The 22,036-nt window shown below is 40.7% G+C and carries 19 protein-coding genes; 8 read left to right on the top strand and 11 right to left on the bottom strand.

The genetic code is table 11. The annotated features are described in order from the left end of the window. The first annotated feature begins 7 nt into the window (after positions 1 to 7). The 4 genes from OCU78_RS16150 to OCU78_RS16135 all read left to right on the top strand — a co-directional run bounded on the left by OCU78_RS16150 (position 8) and on the right by OCU78_RS16135 (position 4,241). Positions 8 to 469: a hypothetical protein gene (locus OCU78_RS16150; RefSeq protein WP_240701790.1), complete on the top strand. Its 462-nt coding sequence runs from the start codon at positions 8 to 10 to the stop codon at positions 467 to 469. 167 nt (positions 470 to 636) lie between these two features. Next, positions 637 to 966, top strand: coding sequence for a hypothetical protein (locus OCU78_RS16145; protein WP_137375372.1), 330 nt, complete (start codon positions 637 to 639; stop codon positions 964 to 966). Then, the gene (locus OCU78_RS16140) at positions 966 to 1,820 is read left to right on the top strand and encodes a sulfurtransferase (RefSeq protein WP_137375373.1); all 855 of its coding nucleotides are present in this window, start codon (positions 966 to 968) and stop codon (positions 1,818 to 1,820) included. Before OCU78_RS16145 ends, OCU78_RS16140 begins: the two co-directional genes overlap by 1 nt. Before the next feature lie 126 nt (positions 1,821 to 1,946). Beyond that, positions 1,947 to 4,241, top strand: coding sequence for a bifunctional diguanylate cyclase/phosphodiesterase (locus OCU78_RS16135; protein ID WP_137375374.1), 2,295 nt, complete (start codon positions 1,947 to 1,949; stop codon positions 4,239 to 4,241). Positions 4,242 to 4,321: 80 nt separating this feature from the next. On the opposite strand, the gene OCU78_RS16130 is transcribed toward OCU78_RS16135, so the two are convergent. After that, a complete protein-coding gene (locus OCU78_RS16130) occupies positions 4,322 to 5,689 on the bottom strand; it encodes a glycoside hydrolase family 18 protein (RefSeq protein ID WP_180033752.1) in 1,368 nt (455 codons plus the stop codon). A 178-nt stretch (positions 5,690 to 5,867) separates the two neighbouring features. Then, positions 5,868 to 6,872 (bottom strand): sugar-binding transcriptional regulator, encoded by a 1,005-nt coding sequence (locus tag OCU78_RS16125; RefSeq protein WP_137375375.1) that lies wholly within the window; start codon positions 6,870 to 6,872, stop codon positions 5,868 to 5,870. A gap of 452 nt (positions 6,873 to 7,324) precedes the next feature. Here OCU78_RS16125 and tal point away from each other — a divergent pair, with 452 nt between their 5' ends. Further along, positions 7,325 to 8,275: a transaldolase gene (tal, locus tag OCU78_RS16120; RefSeq protein ID WP_137375376.1), complete on the top strand. Its 951-nt coding sequence runs from the start codon at positions 7,325 to 7,327 to the stop codon at positions 8,273 to 8,275. An 89-nt stretch (positions 8,276 to 8,364) separates the two neighbouring features. Next, positions 8,365 to 10,356 (top strand): transketolase, encoded by a 1,992-nt coding sequence (gene tkt / locus OCU78_RS16115; RefSeq protein WP_261856048.1) that lies wholly within the window; start codon positions 8,365 to 8,367, stop codon positions 10,354 to 10,356. Between the two features lie 278 nt (positions 10,357 to 10,634). Here the strand turns inward: tkt and lpxL are convergent, their stop codons facing one another. Further along, positions 10,635 to 11,570 (bottom strand): LpxL/LpxP family Kdo(2)-lipid IV(A) lauroyl/palmitoleoyl acyltransferase, encoded by a 936-nt coding sequence (lpxL, locus tag OCU78_RS16110; RefSeq protein ID WP_137372239.1) that lies wholly within the window; start codon positions 11,568 to 11,570, stop codon positions 10,635 to 10,637. 132 nt (positions 11,571 to 11,702) lie between these two features. Continuing rightward, positions 11,703 to 12,167 (bottom strand): Lrp/AsnC family transcriptional regulator, encoded by a 465-nt coding sequence (locus tag OCU78_RS16105; protein WP_137372238.1) that lies wholly within the window; start codon positions 12,165 to 12,167, stop codon positions 11,703 to 11,705. 150 nt (positions 12,168 to 12,317) lie between these two features. Between OCU78_RS16105 and OCU78_RS16100 the strand changes: the two genes are divergently transcribed. After that, complete coding sequence (locus tag OCU78_RS16100) at positions 12,318 to 13,277, top strand: hypothetical protein (protein WP_137372237.1); 960 nt, start codon at positions 12,318 to 12,320, stop codon at positions 13,275 to 13,277. 129 nt (positions 13,278 to 13,406) lie between these two features. Here the strand turns inward: OCU78_RS16100 and OCU78_RS16095 are convergent, their stop codons facing one another. Further along, positions 13,407 to 14,573, bottom strand: a complete 1,167-nt coding sequence (locus OCU78_RS16095) for an MFS transporter (protein WP_137372236.1) — start codon at positions 14,571 to 14,573, stop codon at positions 13,407 to 13,409. A 114-nt stretch (positions 14,574 to 14,687) separates the two neighbouring features. Beyond that, positions 14,688 to 15,380, bottom strand: a complete 693-nt coding sequence (locus tag OCU78_RS16090; protein ID WP_137372235.1) for an aspartate/glutamate racemase family protein — start codon at positions 15,378 to 15,380, stop codon at positions 14,688 to 14,690. Between the two features lie 157 nt (positions 15,381 to 15,537). Here OCU78_RS16090 and OCU78_RS16085 point away from each other — a divergent pair, with 157 nt between their 5' ends. Further along, positions 15,538 to 16,425, top strand: coding sequence for a LysR family transcriptional regulator (locus OCU78_RS16085; RefSeq protein WP_137372234.1), 888 nt, complete (start codon positions 15,538 to 15,540; stop codon positions 16,423 to 16,425). A gap of 182 nt (positions 16,426 to 16,607) precedes the next feature. Here OCU78_RS16085 and OCU78_RS16080 read toward each other — a convergent pair whose 3' ends face one another. The 5 genes from OCU78_RS16080 to copI all read right to left on the bottom strand — a co-directional run bounded on the left by OCU78_RS16080 (position 16,608) and on the right by copI (position 21,959). After that, positions 16,608 to 17,201, bottom strand: a complete 594-nt coding sequence (locus OCU78_RS16080; RefSeq protein ID WP_137372233.1) for a hypothetical protein — start codon at positions 17,199 to 17,201, stop codon at positions 16,608 to 16,610. A 255-nt stretch (positions 17,202 to 17,456) separates the two neighbouring features. Beyond that, positions 17,457 to 18,500 (bottom strand): polysaccharide lyase family 7 protein, encoded by a 1,044-nt coding sequence (locus OCU78_RS16075; RefSeq protein WP_137372232.1) that lies wholly within the window; start codon positions 18,498 to 18,500, stop codon positions 17,457 to 17,459. A gap of 373 nt (positions 18,501 to 18,873) precedes the next feature. Continuing rightward, a complete protein-coding gene (locus OCU78_RS16070) occupies positions 18,874 to 20,349 on the bottom strand; it encodes a glutathione synthase (RefSeq protein ID WP_137372231.1) in 1,476 nt (491 codons plus the stop codon). A 180-nt stretch (positions 20,350 to 20,529) separates the two neighbouring features. After that, entirely contained in the window at positions 20,530 to 21,084 is a 555-nt protein-coding gene (sigZ, locus tag OCU78_RS16065) for an RNA polymerase sigma factor SigZ (protein ID WP_137372230.1), read from the bottom strand. A 311-nt stretch (positions 21,085 to 21,395) separates the two neighbouring features. Then, on the bottom strand, positions 21,396 to 21,959 hold the full coding sequence (gene copI, locus OCU78_RS16060; RefSeq protein ID WP_137372229.1) for a copper-resistant cuproprotein CopI: 564 nt from the start codon (positions 21,957 to 21,959) through the stop codon (positions 21,396 to 21,398). Positions 21,960 to 22,036: the final 77 nt, after the last annotated feature.

Genomic DNA, 22,036 nt, shown 5'->3' with positions numbered 1-22,036 from the left:
GCTCAACATGACTTTATTCAATAACTCTATTTTCAAAAACAGCTATCTGGTGGTGTGCGCGCTTTCTACTTTATTACTAAGTGCATGTGGGGGAGACAGTGGCGGAGGCTCAGGTGCTGCAGCTACACCTGCACTAGCAACTGCAACAAAGATGGAAGATCTCGTTGTACCTGATGGCTTTGATTATAACCCCATGGGCGACTATGAACTGGACATCGATATAAGTAGTATCACAACCGCTCGATCATTTGTCTCTGTATATACTCGGTTCTCGATCAAGAATGACTCTAGCTACAAGCCCGATTATTCTAGTAAGGTTATCGCTGGTTCTTTGAACTCTGGAACATTTGATAGCAGTTTTTCTGCTCCATCAGTAGAGGATGAGTTTCTTGTTGAAGTATGGTTTTTTGATGACCAACCGCCCTTACAGCAAGTATTCTCCACTTCTGAGAGCCAATTAACTTGGTAAGTCGCCGTAACTAGGAAAAGCTAAGTATTCAGATAATAATCATAAACCGCAGCTCAATAACGAGTTTGCGGTTTTCTTTGCTAAAGCACATATTTCAGCTAACAAGATTCCATTTATCTTGTTTGTACCGTATCTTATATGAATTATTTATTCAGTATTTCAATGGAATGAAGCAACTTAAAGTCGGTCTAATAATTCTTTTCATCGGGTGCATCACGCTTGTTTTGCTTTCTCGTTATCCACTGAGCACACCGACTGAACACAAGATATCGGCTACTATTATTGCCAATACTCTTACACAATCGCTGGATGGACACAGGCGATATTTGACACTTGAGCACTCAGAACTCGGAACATTTCGACTTGGTATTCCCCCGACTACAAACTGCCAAGTCAACGACTTAGCTTTACTTCAAGAACTCTCGAATAAACTCACGCAAAAAAGCAGCTACCAGTTTATAAGCTGCTCTGTCTCTACAGAAAAAGGAACATTGTAATGAATCCAATACTTATATCTGCTGAACAATTACAGACGATTTATAACGATCCAGACACAATTATCCTTGATGCCAGTATCGAGTTTCAAATCCCTGGCGAATCTCCAAAGGTTACTGGGCAAATGATTCCCAATGCGATTCAATTCGACTATGACAAAGACTTTTGCAACCGTCACACTCTACTCCCTCATATGTTTCCTTCTGAAAAGCATTTCAACGAACGAGCACAAGCACTGGGTATCAACAATTCAAGTACCATTGTGATTTATGACAATGCAGGGACTTATGCTTCACCTAGAGCTTGGTGGATGTTTAAAGCCATGGGACATAACAAAGTATTGATCTTAGATGGCGGTTTACCTGCATGGATAAAAAATGGAGGAGCAACAACCGCAGATTATAAAGAGGTCACTCAAGACGGTGATTTCAGTGGAACACTTGAACATGGTTACTTTATTAATGCTCAACAAGTGTTAACCCATTCAAATGCACAAAGCGCAAATATTATTGATGCGCGTTCACAGGCTCGATTTGATTCAAAAGTACCAGAGCCAAGAAAAGGTTTGCGCAGTGGGCATATTCCTCACTCCCTTTGCCTTCCATTTGCATCAGTCCTGAACGATGGTCACTTAAAAGATACGCAAGACTTGAAGAACATCTTCAATCAACTACCATTAGATGAATCTAACCCCATGATTTTTAGTTGTGGTTCTGGTGTTACCGCTTGTATTTTACTTGTAGCGTCATACATTGCAGGTTATCAAAATAGCATGAGCATTTACGATGGATCATGGACTGAGTGGGGAGCCGACTCGAACCTTCCTATCGCTGTGACCCAGAATTTAAGTAGCTAATTTTAGTTTCAGTAGCCGTTGCTTTAACCTCAGTAATAGTGGCTTTAAATCCCAGAATTCAAGCGATTGAAAACCAAGCTTAAAGAACTAAACGAGTTAAGAATTTCATCACAAAAGAAGACTTCTATGGCTGTATTCAAGAAAAATATCTGGATGTTGTATTTTCTGATTGTCTCAATCACCCTGATACTTTTCACATTGCTAGGTTACAACAAGTGGGATGCGAACAGAGAAGACTTTGTAGACAAGCAACACCTTCAAGTCGAACTCTTTTCAACATCAGTTAATTCTCTATTAACCAGTCAAGAAGCTCTACTAGAGGTGGTTGGTCATCAGCTCGTACAGCAATCTGACTTCACGCGTACAGCAGCCCTACAGATTAGACCAATACTTGACCAATTACTCGATACTCACCCCGCGATTGCCGCTTTCGGACTTACTAACAAAGAAGGAAACTTCATTGCCGTAAGTTCCAACCTCAGCTTATCGACTTTGCCCGGCTTAATGGAAAGACCACACACCAGAGATTCATTTATAGAAGCGCTCAACAGTGACAAGATGATTCTAGGAAGAACTTATTTTCACGAGTCTCTCAATAGCTTAATCATTCCGATTAGAAAAGCGATTTCTTTACCTGGAAAAGGCGTGCAAGCCGTTATGACAGCTGGTTTGCAATTGAATAGTACATTAGTTTTTAATGATAATACTCACTATGGCGATTACAATGAATTACTGCTCATACGCGCCGATCACTTTCGTCAATTTGAATCATCACCTATTCATTCTGTAGCTCGATATAATGAAACTGTTGATGCGAACATGTATAAGGTCATCACGGCTAAAGTGGCAGAACAACATGACATTAGCATTGAGGAAATAAAACTCAGTAATCAAAGCTATTCCATCGCAACCTCTGATCCTCAAATAAACGCCATTGTTACCGCAAAATATCTTCGAGACTATAAATTGTGGGTGGTAGGTCAAACAGATCTCACGTACGTAGACGAGCTCTTCGCTAAAGAATTTCTTGTTTATTTCTTAGTCTTTATACTTTTACATATTGGTTTTTATTTACTCGTAAATTCTATTGCCAAAAGTGAAATGGTCGCAAAAGAGCAGCTAGTGTATCAGGCAAGTCACGATCCTCTGACTTTATTGCCGAACAGGCAGTATATGAGAAATGACATCCATCACTGGCTAGGTAACAAAACCAAGCCATTTTCATTATTGTTCATTGATATCGACAACTTTAAAAGTGTGAACGATACGCATGGTCATGATTTTGGTGACAAAGTTCTTAAGCAAATATCAAAACGTCTTATTAATATTCATACCAGTGAATGTTTAATTGTCAGGGAATCCAGTGATGAATTCATCTTACTGACGCCTCGAAATCATGAACAAGATGTTAAAGCCCTCGCCCAACGGATCATTGATGATTTGGCTGTGCCTTATGAAGTCAATGACTCCCAGTTTCTACTCGGCTGCAGTATCGGGATTTCAATGTTTCCTGAACATGGAAACGACTTAGATAGCTTACTTCGAGCAGCCGATATCTCAATGTATAAAGCAAAGAAGCAACAAAATTCTTTCAGTATTTTCACTTCTGAAATGCAAGAAACTCACCTTTATAAGATGAAGGTAGAACAAAGACTAAGACTTGCAGTTGAGAATAAAAGCTTATTCATGGTCTTCCAACCACAAGTGAATGCCGATGGTAGTACCTATGGAGTTGAGGCTTTAGTTCGATGGATAGATGAAGAGTTAGGTTTTATCCCGCCAGATGTTTTTATCCCTATAGCCGAGAATACAGGTTTAATGAATCGCCTTGGTACTTTCATTATTGAGTCTAGCATTCAACAAATAGCTAGACTGCATCAATCTGAGCAAATCAAATTTGGGCTTTCAATTAATATCTCAGTCCGTCAATTTATGAATAAACGATTTTCTGAACATTTGATATCGACACTTGAAAGATATCAATTTAACCCTGATTTACTGACTTTAGAAATTACTGAAAACCTGTTTATTGAAGATTTAAGTCACGTAAAGCCAATATGTGAATCCTTACATGAGAAAGGTATTAGAATTTCGCTCGATGACTTTGGAACAGGGTACTCATCATTAAGCATGTTAAAAGCGCTACCGATCAATGAGCTAAAAATTGATAAGAGTTTCATTGAGAACATACATTGTGATCAACAATCTCTTACTATGGTTCAGAATATTATCGCTATTGGCAAAAACTTTGGAATGATTGTATTGGCTGAGGGTGTTGAATCTAATCAACATTTTGATGTACTTAAAGAGTGTAAGTGTGATTTGATGCAAGGCTACTACTTTTCCCGCCCTATCTCTTCAGAAGAGCTGGCTGTTCACCTAAATCAGCAGGAGACTAAGTATGCTGAGTTTTCTATTTAGAACCATGAGCAAGTGGATTAGCAAAGTAAGTAGATAGAAAAACACCTAGCATATTTGCTAGGTGTTTTATTTTTAATGAATTATTTATTCATTTCATTATGCATGACATCTATCAGTTGACCTGTAGGATCGCCTGATAATTCCCAAGTAAAAATACCACCTAGGTCAGATTTCTTCGCCCATTCGACCTTTGCTTTAATTGAACGTTGATCTTCGAAAGATATGAATACTTTTTTGTCAGGGTTCCACAAGTAAGGTGCTTGAGCTTGTTCATCGTACTTGTACTCATAACCCTGCTTGCTACTGTAATTATTCATAAGATCCCAGAACATGAAGTAACCGTTTTCGCCAGTACCAAACTGCGCACCTTGTTCTGAAACCAGATCACCTTTCGGTAATTCTCCAGCAAAGTCTTTTGTGCCTTGCCAGCCTCGACCATAGAATGCAGCTCCGATCACCAGCTTTTCACTAGGGATACCTTGTTCAATCATTTGATTAATGAACACATCAGCGCCCATTCCCCACCAACTGCGCTCTGTGGCATGTAAGTTTGTTGTGTGACCAGTCTGTGTTCCCCACCCGCCGAGGAAATCATATGTCATCGCAAACATATTCGTTAAATATGGGCTGGCTGCGTTCCAATCAATTTGTGCAGCTTTAGCTCCCACGCCTACAGCCGTTGAAAGTTCATAGTCTCTTCGCGTTTTTTTCGACAAAGCGTCTAAATCACTTCTAAGCGTTTTCACTAACAGCGTGAAAGCCTCTCGTTCTGACGCTTTCTGCTCATCAGTGAGCTTAGTTTCTGGGTTCCAAGGCGAAGTGGTTAAACCGCCGCCTCCTGGGTATTCCCAATCAAGATCAATACCATCAAAAAAGTCATATTTTTGGATCAACTCAACAGCCGTTTTGGAAAAGTGTGCAATGGCTTTAGGATCTTTCGCCATCGCATGAAAAGGTTCAGACATTGTCCACCCGCCGAATGATGGCAATATTACAATGTCTTTATTGTCGGCTTTAAGCTGAGCTAACTGGGCAAAATGACCTTTATAGCCAACATCTACATTCACATCACCAAAATCGACTTCTAATGCCGATTTTTTATCCACAATAATCGCAGTAAAGGGGTCTTTATCCGCACATTGCTGCTGAATTTGTTTTTGGACTGGCTCACCGGCTCCTGTGTGGGGACCACACATGCTTAAGAAGGCGTAGATAATATGAGATAGCTTGTCTGCTGGTATGTCATCAACAGTATAAGGGTTGTCTTTATTCAGGTATTGCCAATCAGCAAAGTACCCGGCGACAACTTTATCATCGGCATGTGCTGTAGGTGTGAGTATACAAGCTGCTGCTATTAAGCTAAGCGCGCTGATAGGATTAGATTTAAAGATAGAACTTGATTGATCACTATTGCTAGAAATGGCTCGTGTAATAAATGACAGTTTCATAATTATCTCCTTTAATGTGGCTTAACATTAAAGAGTGATAATTCTTTCAACCGCTGAACAAATTCACTATTCGAGTCATGTCTAATTGTTATCCCCATTATTACACCGGTTTCAACTAGGGGCGTTTTTTCCATGACTTGATCAAATAGTGAATTCAGCGATACAGGGAGTTGCTTTGCTATTCACTGCCGTTTGGGTTGCTCACGCTGAGCTGCTCGTCTAGATTTAAAACCGTTAAAGCATTACTTACCGTCGTGGCAATTACATCTACAACTCCGGAACGCAACGCACCTAATAAAGCGAGTGGCTTACTGTTTTCCGCCGCAATAGCAATAACATCAGAGATTGCGCGATACTCCTCTAAGCCCAATCCAATTACTCGGTCACTCATGACGGTATTTGCAGCTTTACCATGCACATCGAAGAAGTCGTAACCAGCAAAATCCCCAACCACGCCTTGCAGTAATCGTGACTGAACCACTTCATCAGCGGTAAACCAGCCTAAGTCAACCATGTAGCTGTTCTCGCTCATATCACCAATACCGACCAATGCAACATCTGCTTTACGTGCCAAATCCAGAGTTTGCTTGACGGTCGCGTTTTGCATGAATGCTAACTTTTGGTCTCTGTTTTCCGCATACGCAGGGGCATACAAGGTTTCTGAACTGCCGCCATATTTTTTAGCTAGCTGACGACAAATATGATCCGCGTTAAACATACCGCCTCTTGGGTGAATACCACCAATACCGCAAACGAACTTACAATCACGTGGGGTGATTACGCCAACATGGTGTGCAACAGAAGATACATTTCGCCCCTGCCCTACTGTCACTACCATTCCATTCTTAAGTGAGCTGGTTAAGTACTTTGATACCAATCCTGCCACCTGTAACCGTTGCTGTTCTTCTTGAGGTTGGTCAAGCGCCACTAAAGCTCGTTTAACACCAAAACGTTCAATCAATCTCTGCTCAATTTTGGCACTAAACACTGGGTGGTACTTCACCGTAATATCGACTATCCCTTCATCTCTCGCTTGTTTGAGCATTCGCCCTACCTTTGCACGTGAGATTGAGAACTTTTTTGATATTTCTTCTTGAGTCGCTCCGTCTTGGTAATAAGCAACGGCAATTTCTGTTAGTACATCGGTATTTTCTTCCGAAACATCTTGAATATTATTAGACATATTCTATTTAACCCACCATTAACAATTATTTCACCTAAGATAGACTTCGCCATATTCTTATCTTTTCATCTAAATTCATTATACACACTGAGCATTTGCTCATTCAAGTTACATATTCTCAGGTATATTTAGGTGAATATAGGATGGGGATAAAAGGGATTGAATTATTGCTAAACGTTTGCTTGAAAGCCTTATGGTGACTGATGATAAATATATTTGATTAAAGTCACTATTAACAGTCATTCGTAATTGACTTTACCGCTAGATCAGATAAATATGGCTACATCATTTACTCATTGAGCGATCATATGTTCGAGACAAATGTTCGCTCAATTGAAAATTTAAACTCATACACTTTCTACTAACCAAATTTATGAATGTGGATGAGTTAGCTTGCAAATGCCCACGCTTCATTTTGATGAAGTGTTGCCCAAGACATAGGATGATCAACAATGAGCAATAAATTAGAGCAACTACGTAAACTTACAACTGTTGTAGCGGACACTGGTGATATCGAAGCTATCAGCAAGTACACACCTGAAGATGCAACTACTAACCCTTCTCTAATTCTTAAGGCTGCTCAAATTGCTGAGTACGCACCTTTAATTGATGCTTCTATCGAATACGCTAAAGCTCAAAGCGGCGACAAAGCACAGCAAGTTCAAGATACTTGTGACATGCTGAACGTGAACATCGGTAAAGAAATCCTTAAAGTTGTTCCTGGTCGTATTTCAACTGAAGTTGACGCTCGTCTTTCTTACGACTTAGAAGGCAGTGTGACTAAAGCTCGTCAACTAATCAAAATGTACAACGACGCTGGCATCACTAACGACCGTATCCTTATCAAACTAGCTTCTACTTGGGAAGGCATCCGTGCTGCTGAAATCCTAGAAAAAGAAGGCATCAACTGTAACCTAACGCTTCTATTCTCTTTCGCTCAAGCTCGTGCTTGTGCTGAAGCTGGCGTATTCCTAATCTCTCCTTTCGTTGGTCGCATCATGGACTGGTACAAAGCGAAAGAAGGTCGTGACTTTGAAGCTTCTGAAGATCCAGGCGTTATCTCTGTTTCAGACATCTACAACTACTACAAAGAGCACGGTTACAAGACTGTTGTTATGGGCGCAAGCTTCCGTAACATCGGCGAGATCCTTGAACTTGCTGGTTGTGACCGTCTAACTATCGCACCTCAACTTCTAGCTGACCTAGAAGCGGCTGAAGGTGAAGTTGTAGAGAAGCTAATCGACTCTAACGGTACTAAAGAGCGCCCTGCAGCAATGACTCACGCTGAGTTCCTATGGGACCACAACCAAGACGCAATGGCTGTTGAGAAACTGGCTGAAGGTATCCGTAACTTCGCAGTTGACCAAGGTAAACTAGAAGACATGATCGCAGCTAAGCTGTAATCACTACCATATAAAAAAGAGGAACGAATTTCGTTCCTCTCTTATTTCAAAACTATAAATTTCTAATTTAGACTCTATTGGAAGCAATTATGAATCGCAAACATCTAGCTAACGCTATTCGTGCTTTGAGCATGGACGGTGTACAACAAGCAAACTCTGGTCACCCAGGCGCTCCTATGGGTATGGCTGACATCGCTGAAGTACTTTGGCGTTCTCACCTAAACCACAACCCATCAAACCCTGAGTGGGCTGACCGCGACCGTTTTATCCTGTCTAACGGCCATGGTTCAATGCTGATTTACTCTCTGCTTCACCTAGCAGGTTACGAGCTTTCAATTGAAGATCTTAAGAACTTCCGTCAACTACACTCTAAGACTCCAGGTCACCCTGAGTACGGTTACGCACCAGGTATCGAAACAACGACTGGTCCTCTAGGTCAAGGCATCACTAACGCTGTTGGTATGGCAATGGCTGAGAAAGCTCTTGCTGCACAGTTCAACAAAGAAGGCCACGACATCGTAGACCACTACACTTATGCATTCATGGGTGATGGCTGTCTGATGGAAGGTATCTCTCACGAAGCATGTTCTCTAGCAGGTACGCTAGGTCTTGGTAAGCTGGTTGCTTTCTGGGATGACAACGGTATCTCTATTGATGGTGAAGTTGAAGGTTGGTTCTCTGACGATACACCTAAGCGTTTTGAAGCATACGGCTGGCACGTAATCCCAGCTGTAGATGGCCACGACGCTGACGCTATCAATGCTGCAATCGAAGCCGCTAAAGCGGATCCTCGCCCGACTCTAATCTGTACTAAAACAGTTATTGGCTTTGGTTCTCCAAACAAAGCAGGTACGCACGACTGTCACGGTGCACCACTAGGCGCTGAAGAAATTGCAGCAACACGTAAAGAATTAGGTTGGGAGCACGGTCCTTTTGAAATTCCGTCGGAAGTTTACTCAGAGTGGGATGCGAAAGAAGCAGGCGCAGCTAAGGAAGCAGCGTGGAACGAGAAACTTGCAGCTTATGAAGCAGCATACCCTGAGCTGGCAGCTGAATTCAAACGCCGCGTAAACGGTGACCTTCCAGCTGAGTGGGAAGAGAAAACATCGGCAATCATCGCTGATCTTCAAGCTAACCCAGCTAACATCGCATCACGTAAAGCATCTCAAAATGCTCTAGAAGCATTCGGTGCTATGCTACCTGAATTCATGGGCGGCTCTGCTGACCTTGCGCCTTCTAACCTAACTATGTGGTCTGGTTCTAAGTCTCTTGAAGCAAACGACTTCTCGGGTAACTACATCCACTACGGTGTACGTGAATTCGGTATGACGGCTATCATGAACGGTATCGCTCTGCACGGTGGTTTCGTACCATACGGCGCAACGTTCCTAATGTTCATGGAATACGCTCGTAACGCGATGCGTATGGCTGCTCTGATGAAAACTCAGAACATCCAAGTTTACACGCATGACTCTATCGGTCTTGGCGAAGATGGTCCAACTCACCAACCGGTTGAGCAGATCGCATCTCTACGCCTGACTCCAAACATGAGCACATGGCGCCCATGTGACCAAGTTGAGTCTGCTGTTGCTTGGAAACTAGCAATCGAACGCAAAGATGGTCCTTCTGCACTTATCTTCTCTCGTCAAAACCTTGCACAACAAGACCGTGACGCAGAGCAAGTAGCAAACATCGCTAAGGGTGGTTACATCCTGAAAGATTGTGCTGGTAAACCTGAGCTAATCATCATCGCTACAGGTTCTGAAGTTGAGCTAGCGGTTAGCGCTGCTGCTGAACTTACAGCTGAAGGTAAAGCGGTACGCGTAGTATCTATGCCTGCAACTGACGCGTTCGATAAGCAAGACGCTGAGTACCGTGAGTCTGTACTGCCATCTGACGTTACAGCTCGTATCGCTGTAGAAGCTGGCATCGCTGATTTCTGGTACAAGTACGTTGGCTTCGGTGGCAAGATCATCGGTATGACAACGTTTGGCGAATCTGCACCAGCAGGTGAGCTATTCAAGATGTTCGGTTTCACTACTGAAAACGTAGTAAACACAGCGAAAGAAATTCTAGCTTAACAGTGTGATAGTTGAGTCTCTCGAGATTCAACTTCACCTTAGTTGGTTGTGAAAATAACTTGAGCGTCTACATTATTGGCTTAAATTATTACACTACTAGATAGAAGTTATAGAATCAAAAAAGCCCCCTGCATGTCTGATGCAGGGGGCTTTTTACTTAGCGTATCATCTCAATTATGTCCAAGCTCAATTATGCGCAAGCTATTTCAAATAATTAACTCAAACAATTGCAGCCAAAAACGAACGTTATAGTAAATCTATGGCTAAGCTAACGGAAATTAAGAGTAACGGCAGCCACCTTGATAGCCTTCAGGCAAAGTTTTAAACCTGCGGTGTAACCACATCCACGCGCTTACGTCTCTTTTAATCATTCTCTCAATCTCTTCATTCATTAACCTTGCAGCAATTTCAGGAGACTTTCGAGGGAACTTAGCACTTAAGTCATCGCTAATTTCCAATGTATATTGACTTTGTTTACGAACGGTCACTGCGGACATTACGGCACATCTACTCATATCAATAAGGAAGCTTGAACCCGATGTTGTTGCCGCTTCATTTACTCCAAAAAAAGGAACAAATACAGAGCTAGTTCTTCCATAATCATGGTCAGGTAGATACCACAAACGGTTACCCGACTTTAGCACTCGAATCATACCTTTTAAGTCAGACCGATCGATCATCTGGTGACCTTTCCAAGTTCGACCTCTATGCTGTATGAATTCATACACTAAGTTCGTGTGAGCACGATAAACGCCGTAGCCTGGTGCAAAGAAACTGAATATACGAGCTGTCATTTCTAGGTTCAGAAAGTGTCCGCAGACAACCAAAACACCACGGTTATTCTTTTCTTGTTCTATCAGCATATCCTGTCCAATCACAGCCATATGCTTTTTCACTCGCCAATCGGGCCAAAACCAAGCCATTCCCGTTTCAATTAACGCTAAGCCTGTCTTTTTAAAATTATCATTAACGAGATTCTTTATCTCATCATCTGATAATTCTGGAAAACTTAACTGAAAGTTTCGATACGCAACCTTAGACCGCCTTCCCAATACAAGCTTTGATAGGCTACCTATTCCAAAGCCAATTTTTTGCAATACCCAATAAGGTAAAATATTCACAGTTAATGCCAATAAACCAAAACCCAACCAAATCAGCCAATATTTTGGTGCCAACATAGCAACAGAAAGCTTAGGACTTTCAACCACTTTCATAGTTATCTCACAGTACTACTAATTAACGAATCAAATAACATTATAAAATAGATAAGTGTAAAAAATGTATTTATTTAGTGATAAAAATGACACCACATCCATATAATTAGTATTTTAAGCCTAAACTTTACGCTATTTTTCTAGATCGATTGCCGTAGTGAATTTAACGGTTCTCAAAGAAACTGATGTATGAAACTTTCTGATGTTTAAATCCGTATGCAAAACGCGTTCTACAAACTGCTCATAAGCCAGAATATCCTTTACTGTCACTACTAACATAAAGTCATAACTTCCTGATATTTGGTAGCATTGGGTCACCTCAGGAGCCTTCAAAATAGAACGTCTAAACACTTGATATATATCTGCCCTATCTCGCTCCATTTCGACAGACACAATCAAAGTCATAGTGCTGCCAGCCAACTCTGGGTTGATAATCGAAACATCACCGATAATGATCCCCTCTTCGCGTAGGCGTTTAACTCGCTTTAAACACGCAGGAGGCGATAACCCAACTAACTCCGCCAACACAATATTTGAAACTCGATTGTTTTTTTGCAAGGTTGCTAAGATATTCCTGTCTATACGATCTATATCCATAATTTCTCACTGAGCCAATTTAATTACCTATAATTTCTCAAAATAACTCAAATAATAATTTTTTAACATCTTAGTAAACTGAAAACGAAATCTTGATAGAGAAATGCTGTGTAACATATCACTATTCGCCACATTTCATGGACAGAGCCAATGCAACCGATTCAACTCTTTTTTAAAGAACTTATTCGTGACATTTTTGATGTTACATACACCCTTTTTAAAATTATGATTCCTATCATCCTAGTGATAAAAGTCGTCGAAGAATTAGGAGGAATTGTATTACTGAGTAGTTGGTTGAGCCCCATTATGGAGTTAGTAGGGCTCCCCAAAGAACTTGGCTTGGTTTGGGCAACCACAATGCTCACGAATATCTATGCAGGTATAATCGTGTTCATCAATTTAGACATGCCATTAACGGTGGCTCAAGCGTCAATATTGGGCAGCATGATGCTTTTGGCGCACTCCTTACCCATAGAGGCTGCAATAGCAAAAAAAGCAGGGGTAAACCTTGCTGGCACTCTTTTTGTGCGTATTGGTGGTAGTCTCTTTTTTGCTTGGTTACTTAACCTGACTTATCAAACTGGTGGTTTCCTATCAGAACACGCGGTCATTTTATGGCAGCCAGAAACCGTCACAAACACCAGTTATTTAGCTTGGGCGGTAAGCCAAGTAAAAAACTTTGCTGTTATATTCCTCGTTATTTCTGCCTTATTATTTTTACTTAAAATCTTGAAGCTGCTTGGTATTGAAAAATTAATGGCTGTGTTACTTAGACCATTTCTTCGCATTTTAGGCATCAGTAAAGAAGCAACCAATCTCACCATCATTGGCGTCACGTTAGGTTTATCTTTCGGTGGGGGGTTACTGATAAATGAAGCTAAACGTGGTCATATTGCCGCGAGAGATGTATTCACCGCAATTATGCTGCTTAATCTGCTACACAGTCTGATTGAAGATACATTATTGATTATGTTGATAGGTGCTGACTTCAACACCATATTTTGGGGGCGGTTAGTCTTTTCCGTTGTTGTTGTCGCTCTAATCTCATTAGGGCTAAGAAAGCTAAGTGATCAAACCTGTGAAAAATATTTCTATCGAAGTGTCGCTTAACAAAAGTAAAAGTCTTTAGTTAACATGCTCTGAACTTTTATAGATGAGTTCAGAGCATACTAATTCGTACGTAAAGCTCGTTACTAGCGGGTTAAATACTGTGTTCTTAGCAGTATCAATTATCAATTATTAAGCCGTAACGCGAGACTGCTTAGCATTCACTGCAAAGATTACAATGACCATTAGCACAAACGGCAGGACATAAAGATTCAAGTTTTGCCAACCAACGGTCGATTCAAGCCAACCAGATAAAAGTGCAGTAACCGTGACGCAGCTAAACACGACAAACTCATTAAACGCTTGTGCTTTAGCTTTGTTCTTTTCCTTGTATGCTTGGCTAAACATACCTGTCGCGGCTATAAACATGAAGTTCCAACCCACCCCAAGCAATACTAGAGAAACTCTAAAGTGCCAAATAGATTGACCGTGTATATTGATAGCAATACATGCAACAAACAGTAATCCACCAACTAATATCACATGTCGTGCTCCAAACTTTTCAATTAGTCGCCCCGTAAAGAAAGCAGGTACAAACATGCCCAATACGTGCCATTCAATCACCCCTGCCGCTTTCGTAAAATTAAACCCACAGCCAATCATCGCAAGTGGTGTTGCTGTCATGAGAATATTCATTACCGCGTAGGAAACCATTGCTGCAAAAACGGCGACAATAAAGTTCGGTGCTTTTACAATCTCACCAATCGAGTCTGATTTTTCTCGAGAGGAATGATATGAGGTTTCGGGAAATTGAATCGTTTGTAGAATGATTAGAGCGAAAATATTCAAAAGGATAAGTGAAGCAAAAGCGCCTATGTATAAACCGTCCTGTGACCATTCTTGCGACATAATAGCTAAGTTAGGTCCTAAAACAGCCGCTAATACTCCACCAGCCATAGATATGGATATTGCCCGGTGTCGTGCATTTTCATCGCAAACCTCAATAGCCGCAAAACGATAAAGCGTGCCAAAACCAATACCGATACCCAGCAAAAATGTAGCAAAACAAAATAGGTAAAATTGCTGCTGATATAAAGCATAGGTCGCAAGGCTCGCACCTGTAATCCCGACCATGTTACCAATACTAAAACCCCGTTTACGCCCTAATTTTCCGGATATCAAGGATGCAGGGATAGTGGCAGCCATCAAACCAAGAAACTGCAATGCAACAGGCAATGTAATCATACTGGTGCTCGGTGCAATCTGTTTGCCAATTAATCCAATCACGGAAATCAACAATATGTTTCCTGTCATTAGCAGTGCTTGGCAAAGCGATAATAACCAAACATTTCTATTCATCACACAATCCTTGTATTTTCTAAGATGAACCAACACTGTGTTGATTCACCTCTAATCCGGTTCTTTCAAATATACGTTTTTAATGTACGTCTTCTAAATGTACTTTTAATCGTATTAGCTTAATGCGTAGTCAACGGCCGCCTGAGCATGTATTTCGGTAGTATCGAACAAAGGAACTTTCGTATCATTCTGATTCACCAACATAGCAATTTCAGTACAACCTAAGATTACTGCCTCTGCACCACTTTCCTGTAGGTCGTTTATCACCGTAATGAAATCATTTCTTGATCGGTTATTTAAAACACCTTGAACCAATTCGTTATAAATCACTCCATGAACTAGCTTACGCTGAACACCATTAGGTACGATGACTTCAATACCAAACTTTTCTTGTAAACGACCTTTGTAGAACTGTTGTTCCATTGTAAATGCAGTACCTAACAAACCAACCTTGCTAATACCTTGTGCTTTTAACTGCTCGCCAGTCGCATCAGCTATATGTAAAAGTGGTAACCCGGTTTCTTGTTCCACTTGATTCGCGACTTTATGCATTGTATTCGTGCAAATCATTAAAAAATCAGCACCTGCCGCTTTCAGTGAAAGAGCCGCATTACTAAGAATTATACCGGTTTTATCCCATTCACCTGCTGTTTGTAATTTTTCAATCTCTTCAAAATTTACGCTGTACATAACAATTTTGGCAGAATTGAAACCACCCAGTTGAGCTTTGACTAACTGGTTAATTTCACGATAATAATTTGATGTAGACTCCCAACTCATTCCACCTAGCATGCCAATTGTTTTCATCACTTATCCTCTGAGATTGAATATCAATTCACTAGAACAGAAAACACACTTTGGTACAAATGAATTTATCGTTGAGCCACACGAAGACAAAATGACATCTTGAAATTATCATATTTTGCAATAATAATAATTTTTTGTTATTTATTGAGCCTAGCGCATGCTTAACCCTCTTTGGTTACACACATTCAAAACTCTAGTTGATGTTGGTCATTTCACTCAGACCGCAGAAAAACTCTACATGACTCAACCGGGTGTGAGCCAGCATATCAAGAAGCTAGAACATGCTTGTAATCACCCTTTAATTACAAGAGAAAACAAGAGTTTTGAACTGACCGAACAGGGTCGAATAATCTATCAATACGCCATTAAAATCGCTAAAGATGAGCACGCTCTATTCGAATCATTATGTTTTGATAACCCTTATTCAGGCCAATGTTTATTATCGTGCTCTGGGTCTTTGTCTTTATTGCTCTATCCCAAGTTATTGGATTTGCAAAAAGAACATTCCGAAATGTATTTCCACCTTGAAGCTGCGCCAAACCACAAAGTGTTGAACGACATTCAACAAGGCAGCATTGAGCTTGGCATAGTCACACACATACCCAGTAGCAGCTTATTTCAAAATGAAATTATCGGAAAAGAAGCCCTGTGCTTAGTCCTACCTAAATCCTATGAGGGACAAGCTGTAACATCGGAGTTATTGTTTTCTGTTGGTTTGATCTGCCACCCCGATTCTCATCACTATCTATCGCTTTATTTTGATTTGTGTGGCGATGAAGAGCTATCAAAGATAAACATAAATTCGCTACCAAAAGCTGGTTATATCAACCAACTACACCAAATTCTGGTACCGATATCTAAAGGCTTAGGTTTCACGGTTCTACCTGAAAGTGCTGTTAGAAACTTCCCTCAAGCAGAAAACCTTTATATCGCTCCTCCAACTAAAAAGGTGGAAGAAGCTCTATATTTGGTACAGAAACGAAATAGAGAACTCCCTCACCGTTACAACACTCTTATAGATAAAATTAAACAAGTACTGAAATAGCCATAAAGTCAAAGTTCACGATTCACGGCTGACATAGAATCAATAGGCTCAGTAGTAAGCCTATTGATGAAGAGAGGTGGTTAGAGGTGTGGAAATACAGATTTAAGTAAAAGGCGCAGTAATAGACAGCTACATCAGTGAATTAAACACTTATTCACTTATTCACTTATTCACTTATTCACTTATTCACTTAGCTTTGTGGCTCTCACTTTTTCATCTAGCTTAAATAAAAGCTCGGCAGCTTCCATATGTTGCGGGTAATCGGCGAATTGCTCACGGCATGTTTCAGTCATTTTATTTAAATCTTCTGCGAGCATAAGTTTCCAATACAATTTGGTTGTATGCAGCATAGCAAGCAAAGGCTTAAACACCTCTTTTTCATACACTTGCATTAACTCTTCTAAAATATCTTCACGCTCGTATTCATTTTGAATAGGTGAGGTAAGCGCCGCCAATACTTTCTTGTATTTTTCACTCGCTAATAAGTTGTCCATGACAGGCACATGGTCTTGAGCCATCTCTCCTAATTTAGCTCGAATCGTATTCAACCAAGTCTCTTGAGTTAAATCACTCTCACATACGGCATTGAAATCGTGACGAATCTTCTTTTCAATTTTTGTTTGAGCTTTCATCAATACATTACGTACTTTTTGGAAAGGCAATTGAAATTCTTTACACAACTCAATGATAAGAAGATGGAAACCACCTCCAGGAAGATGAAGGTTCTCTTTAAACGTTGCAATAGCTTCTTCTTGCTGTGGTGTTAGCTCACTCATGTAATCTTGTTCCTTGGATAGATAGGGTAATGCAGAGTAACCCATCAGCTAAGACAAGTTACTTTGCCGCTCAGGCTAACGATATGAGTGATCAGTGTCAAACCTTGATGTTCGATTGATTACCAAGAATGTCGTTAATAAACGAACAGGTAAGAAAGAACAGAAAAACCTGACATCGAAATAGAAAAGCCTTTTACTACGGGTTAGCGCACCAAAAGGCTTCTTTTAACAAATAAATGTTGGTGGAAAGTGAGGTTACTTACCGTTCAACTTCAAAGCAGAGAACGTCACACTGTTGTAGTCACCATTCTTCTTATCAACAGCAAAATCACCCGTACCTTCACAACCAGGTCCCCATACTGGGTGAGAATCTTGTACGCTACATTGACCGTATGCACCCGCTTTGTAGTAGAAGTCATCTGCTGCATAACCTGTTGGGTGATCTTTATCATCCACACCTTTACTTAAGTCAATGTCGTAAGTCACTGTATTGTGCCTCGCCGTTTCGAAAGTTAGGTGCATCATTGTGCCCTTAACTTCTACTCGATAGCTAAAGTCTTCACCTAGAGCAATACCTGCTTTTCCTGGCTCAGCTGGGTTTTCCCAAGTGTTGCCCCATACTGGGTAAGCAATATCCGCACGGTTTGGATCTTTCTTCTCTAGGTTACGTTCGTAGTTCCAGAAAACTGAACCGTATTCTTGGTCTGGAAACTTCTTGTAGAAAATCTTAAGAGGCTCGTTACCGTGTCCATATCCAGTTTTAGCTTTGATCTGATCTTTGTGCTTTTTAGCGTGTATTTGTCCTACAACTACAGAGTGCGCTGGATATTTTTCAGGGTGTTTTGCATGCAGAGAAACATGGTTAACCTGAAGCGTTGCCTCTAAAGTGCCGCCTACTGCGCTGTATTGATCCGCTTCTGGGTGGCTAGAAAGAGCCCACTGGTTCAGCTTGCCGTCAGTAAGAATGTTATCAAAATTAGCACCACGAGGCATTTGACGCAGTTCAGAACGCGCATTCTTTGAATTTTTAGTCGTGATCGCTTTGTTATGCACTTCAAAGACAAGATGCCCGTTCTTATCTAGGTGGAAGAAGTCTGAATGAGAGTAGCTCATCATTGCTACGCCTTCAATTTCATCGACTTTACCATCTTCATTGATGTCTGAAGGAATCGTAATTTTCCAGTTACGCATATCAAATTTATCAGCAGGAACTGGGGAATCCACACCGTTATTAGCAACATCTGCCAATGCAGGCATAGCAAGTAAAATAGCACCAGTCAGAGCAAGAGTTTGTTTCATTTATTTAATCCTTTATATGTTATTATCATACATAATAATCAGGCGTAATATTAAGCAAAGCGCTATCAACAAGATGTGATTGTTAGTTCACACTTTAAAACTCTGACTTATAACCTAGCTCAAATAAATAAGATTTTTTCATAGATTCAAGAAGGTCTATAAACTCAAGTTCGGAAATGATCTCTTTACCAAGTTGAAGCTACGTATTATGGGAGTCGCTGAATAACTAAACGAAATGTGAATCGAAAGGATGATGGATGCTTTGCAAAAAAGTGAATAATGCTGATGTTTATAAAATCAGCCAATGGATAATGACACTTCTGAAGGTCTAATTACCCAAAGGCTACAATTAATCTAAACCTCTTGATATAAATTAAATGAGAACAAGTGAATCGAGAATACCTTGACCACTATGAATACCACCTTCATTCTCACTTGCAGGCTTACTACGAATTAGATAACCAGCGTAACCACCCAACTCTGTTACGGCGTCACCCTTATAGTGCGCAGTAAATAAACCTATCTCACTCACAAGATCTTTCACCAACGTTTGCTGACCATCGCGAATAGCAATTGTGGATGTGTCTCGTTCATGCGGATACAAACGTTGCATCAATGCCCACGCATCGTACTCTTCTGGTTTTAGCTTAGTGAGAGTGTCGCTGATGTCTTCACCAAATACACAGTGGCCACCACCCTCACCTTGATTTTTAAGCACCCATTCTTTTTTGTCCGCATGGCAGTTGAACCATTCAATGGTTTCTGTCGAAATAGGCTTCATCTCCGCCAATACGCTTTTCACTAACTGCGCTTCTTCAAGTGTTAAACCCCAACGAGCATAATCTTCTGCAGGCATAATAGTCAGTAGCATTTGCATTGATTTACTGGTTGCCAGTTGCTGGCTGATAGTGGCATTCATTGCTACATAATGTTTCTCAATGAACAAACGCGTTTGGCTTAACGTATGGCAGCAAATAGGTTCGTTTAGATCCGGAGCCCAGTAATCTGAATATTGATAACCAGCTCTTAGATAAACCGTATCGATTGCCCCTACACCATTCAAAATAAGGCGCTTATTCTCACCACTCGATAGCTGAGTGCTCAACTGATCGAATGTACGTCTTACCGTTCTCACACCAAGGTTTCGCAGGGCTACTTCCAGAAGGTGCTGATCGTAAACATTATCCTCGCCTTTCTGAACAATCATCAAAAACGTTGGTTTCTGCTGGTCGTTTGCATCATCTAATGCCGAGAAGTGCATTTTTACTTTATTGGTTGCCGTTGCAATCCCATGAGCCAGTTGCTCCAAAGCTTGATTATCAGCAGGGACCGCTGAATCATCTTCTAGCCACGTATTGTATACGTCATTCCATTGGTCTTTGACAAAGCGATGTAGCTCTGTCGCGCGTTGTCCGAAGGGTCCCATACCAGCCGCAATACCATTAAACTCAATCACTTTTGCACCATGCTGGCGATCGTCCATAAAATCAGTTCGCATCAATAATAATGACTGGCGAGCCGCTTCATCACTTTGAGATACATCGCCGTAGGCTTGCTGGTGTAACTCAATTAAACGCCCGAAGAAAGGGTCAGCTTTTGCCATATCACGAAGGGATTCTTGCAAGAACTCATGATCTTCTGACACGTTACTCACTAACTTAGCGATTAATGGCGTCACCGCGAGTAAATGACTATAAACTGGACGTTCCATCGTCATTGGAGTGATACTAAATGGCACATGTCTTGCTGTATTATCATCCTGACGAAAAGCAACACCATGCATGATTTCCCACTCACATACATCTTCAATCACTTGCTGCGATATAAATTGGTTTTTGTTGGTATTCATTATGAAAAAACTCTCTAATTTATCTGATGCTGCACTTACTGCCGTCAGAGCTCGCGTGCTATTTTTGTAGTAGAAACTATCAATTGCGGATAGTAGAAACTGATTTAAACAAAAAATCGACCCATATTACGGATCGATTTCTATTTAAAGTAAGTTAACCATCAAACTGCCAAACATAGCCTAATTTGCACCATTTTTCTTTGCAAAATCAACACACTTATCTTTGGGGTAAAAGTCTATTATACCTTCTCGCCCAGCTTCCACATTACAGCAGTCGGTGAGAATCTTTTTAAGCTTAACCCGGCCACGCTGGATTCGGCTTTTCGTACCAGAAAGTGATAACCCTAACTGATCAGCAACAGCCTGCTGAGATAACCCATCCAATTCCGAAAGGATCATCACTTCACGGTACTTTTCCGGTAAGCAATCAAACATAGGTCTCAAGCACTGCCCCATGGTTTGAAGGTTCACAACTTCGTCAGGCACCTCTTCTTCCACTTGGTTATCAACTAACTCTTCATGATTCTGATGTGAGCGATAGAAGTCCATGATCGTGTTATGAGTGATACGGTATAACCAATTTTTCAGTTTATCCCTGGCTTCTAACTGTTCTATTTTTTGGCTGGCTTTTATATATACTTCTTGCAAAATATCATCAGCTAGATCTAAATCACCCGTCTGTTTTACTATGTAACTTCTCAAGTGGTCTTTATGTGTTAACCATTCCGCTAGCATAGCTTTTACCTCAATTTCGATACTCTATCACTATATTTCGATACTAGTGGAATTATAAAAAACTTTAAAGTAAAAAGCATTTGATTCGGTGATGGTTTACTGCCCTGATAATATTTACACCACCATTATTCAATATTTATTGGTTACTTTGACTAGACGAAAATCGCTAATAAAAGACGCAAAATACTGAAAATATACTCTACTGAACTACAAAGCCCCTAACGAATTAGAGGCTCTTGGTTTAAGTCTCGGTTAAAAATCGTTAGCTTTTTATCTAGCTAGCTTGCGATCTGGCTAAGCATCGATACAGGCTAAATAACGATTTTCTTTACCATTCCTGCTTCTGCATGCCCTGGAATGTTACAAGCAAACTCAACATTTTTATCCCCATGGAAGTGCCAAAGCATCTGCTTTGCTTTACCCGGTTTGACTGTCACTGTACTTCCAGAATCATGCTCATGATTTCCCATACTTTTCATCATCTCGCGATGCATTATCTGCTCTTTCATCGATCCAATCGAAAACTCATGGTCAATCTTACCTGTATTCATTACAACGAATTGCACCACATCATTGGGTTCAATATTTACCTCTTTCTTAAAGGTAATTTTCATATCATCGCTTAATATCACATGGACGACTTTATCGGGTTTTGCGCCTTTTGCGGGCATTCCTACCTCAGACATTCCTTCCATGTTCATCATATTAGAGTGGTCCATCATCATATTGGAATGATCCATTTTCCCCATTTCCATAGTCGAATGATCCATATCGCTTTGATCTACATTGCTATGGTCCATATTCGCGTGGTTCATTTCAGCAAAGGCTGTTGAGGTCACAAATGTTAGGGCTATAGCAATAAGTGTTTTGTTCATGGTACTTCCTTAGTTATTTATAATGCCCTGAACACAGTTTTAAAACAGTGCCATGCTCAAGGGCTGTATATTCAAAT

This window comes from Vibrio gallaecicus (assembly GCF_024347495.1).
In the GTDB taxonomy this organism is placed as follows: domain Bacteria; phylum Pseudomonadota; class Gammaproteobacteria; order Enterobacterales; family Vibrionaceae; genus Vibrio; species Vibrio gallaecicus.
The sequence above is the reverse complement of the archived record's forward strand: the minus strand, read 5'-3'. Positions and strand labels throughout refer to the sequence as shown.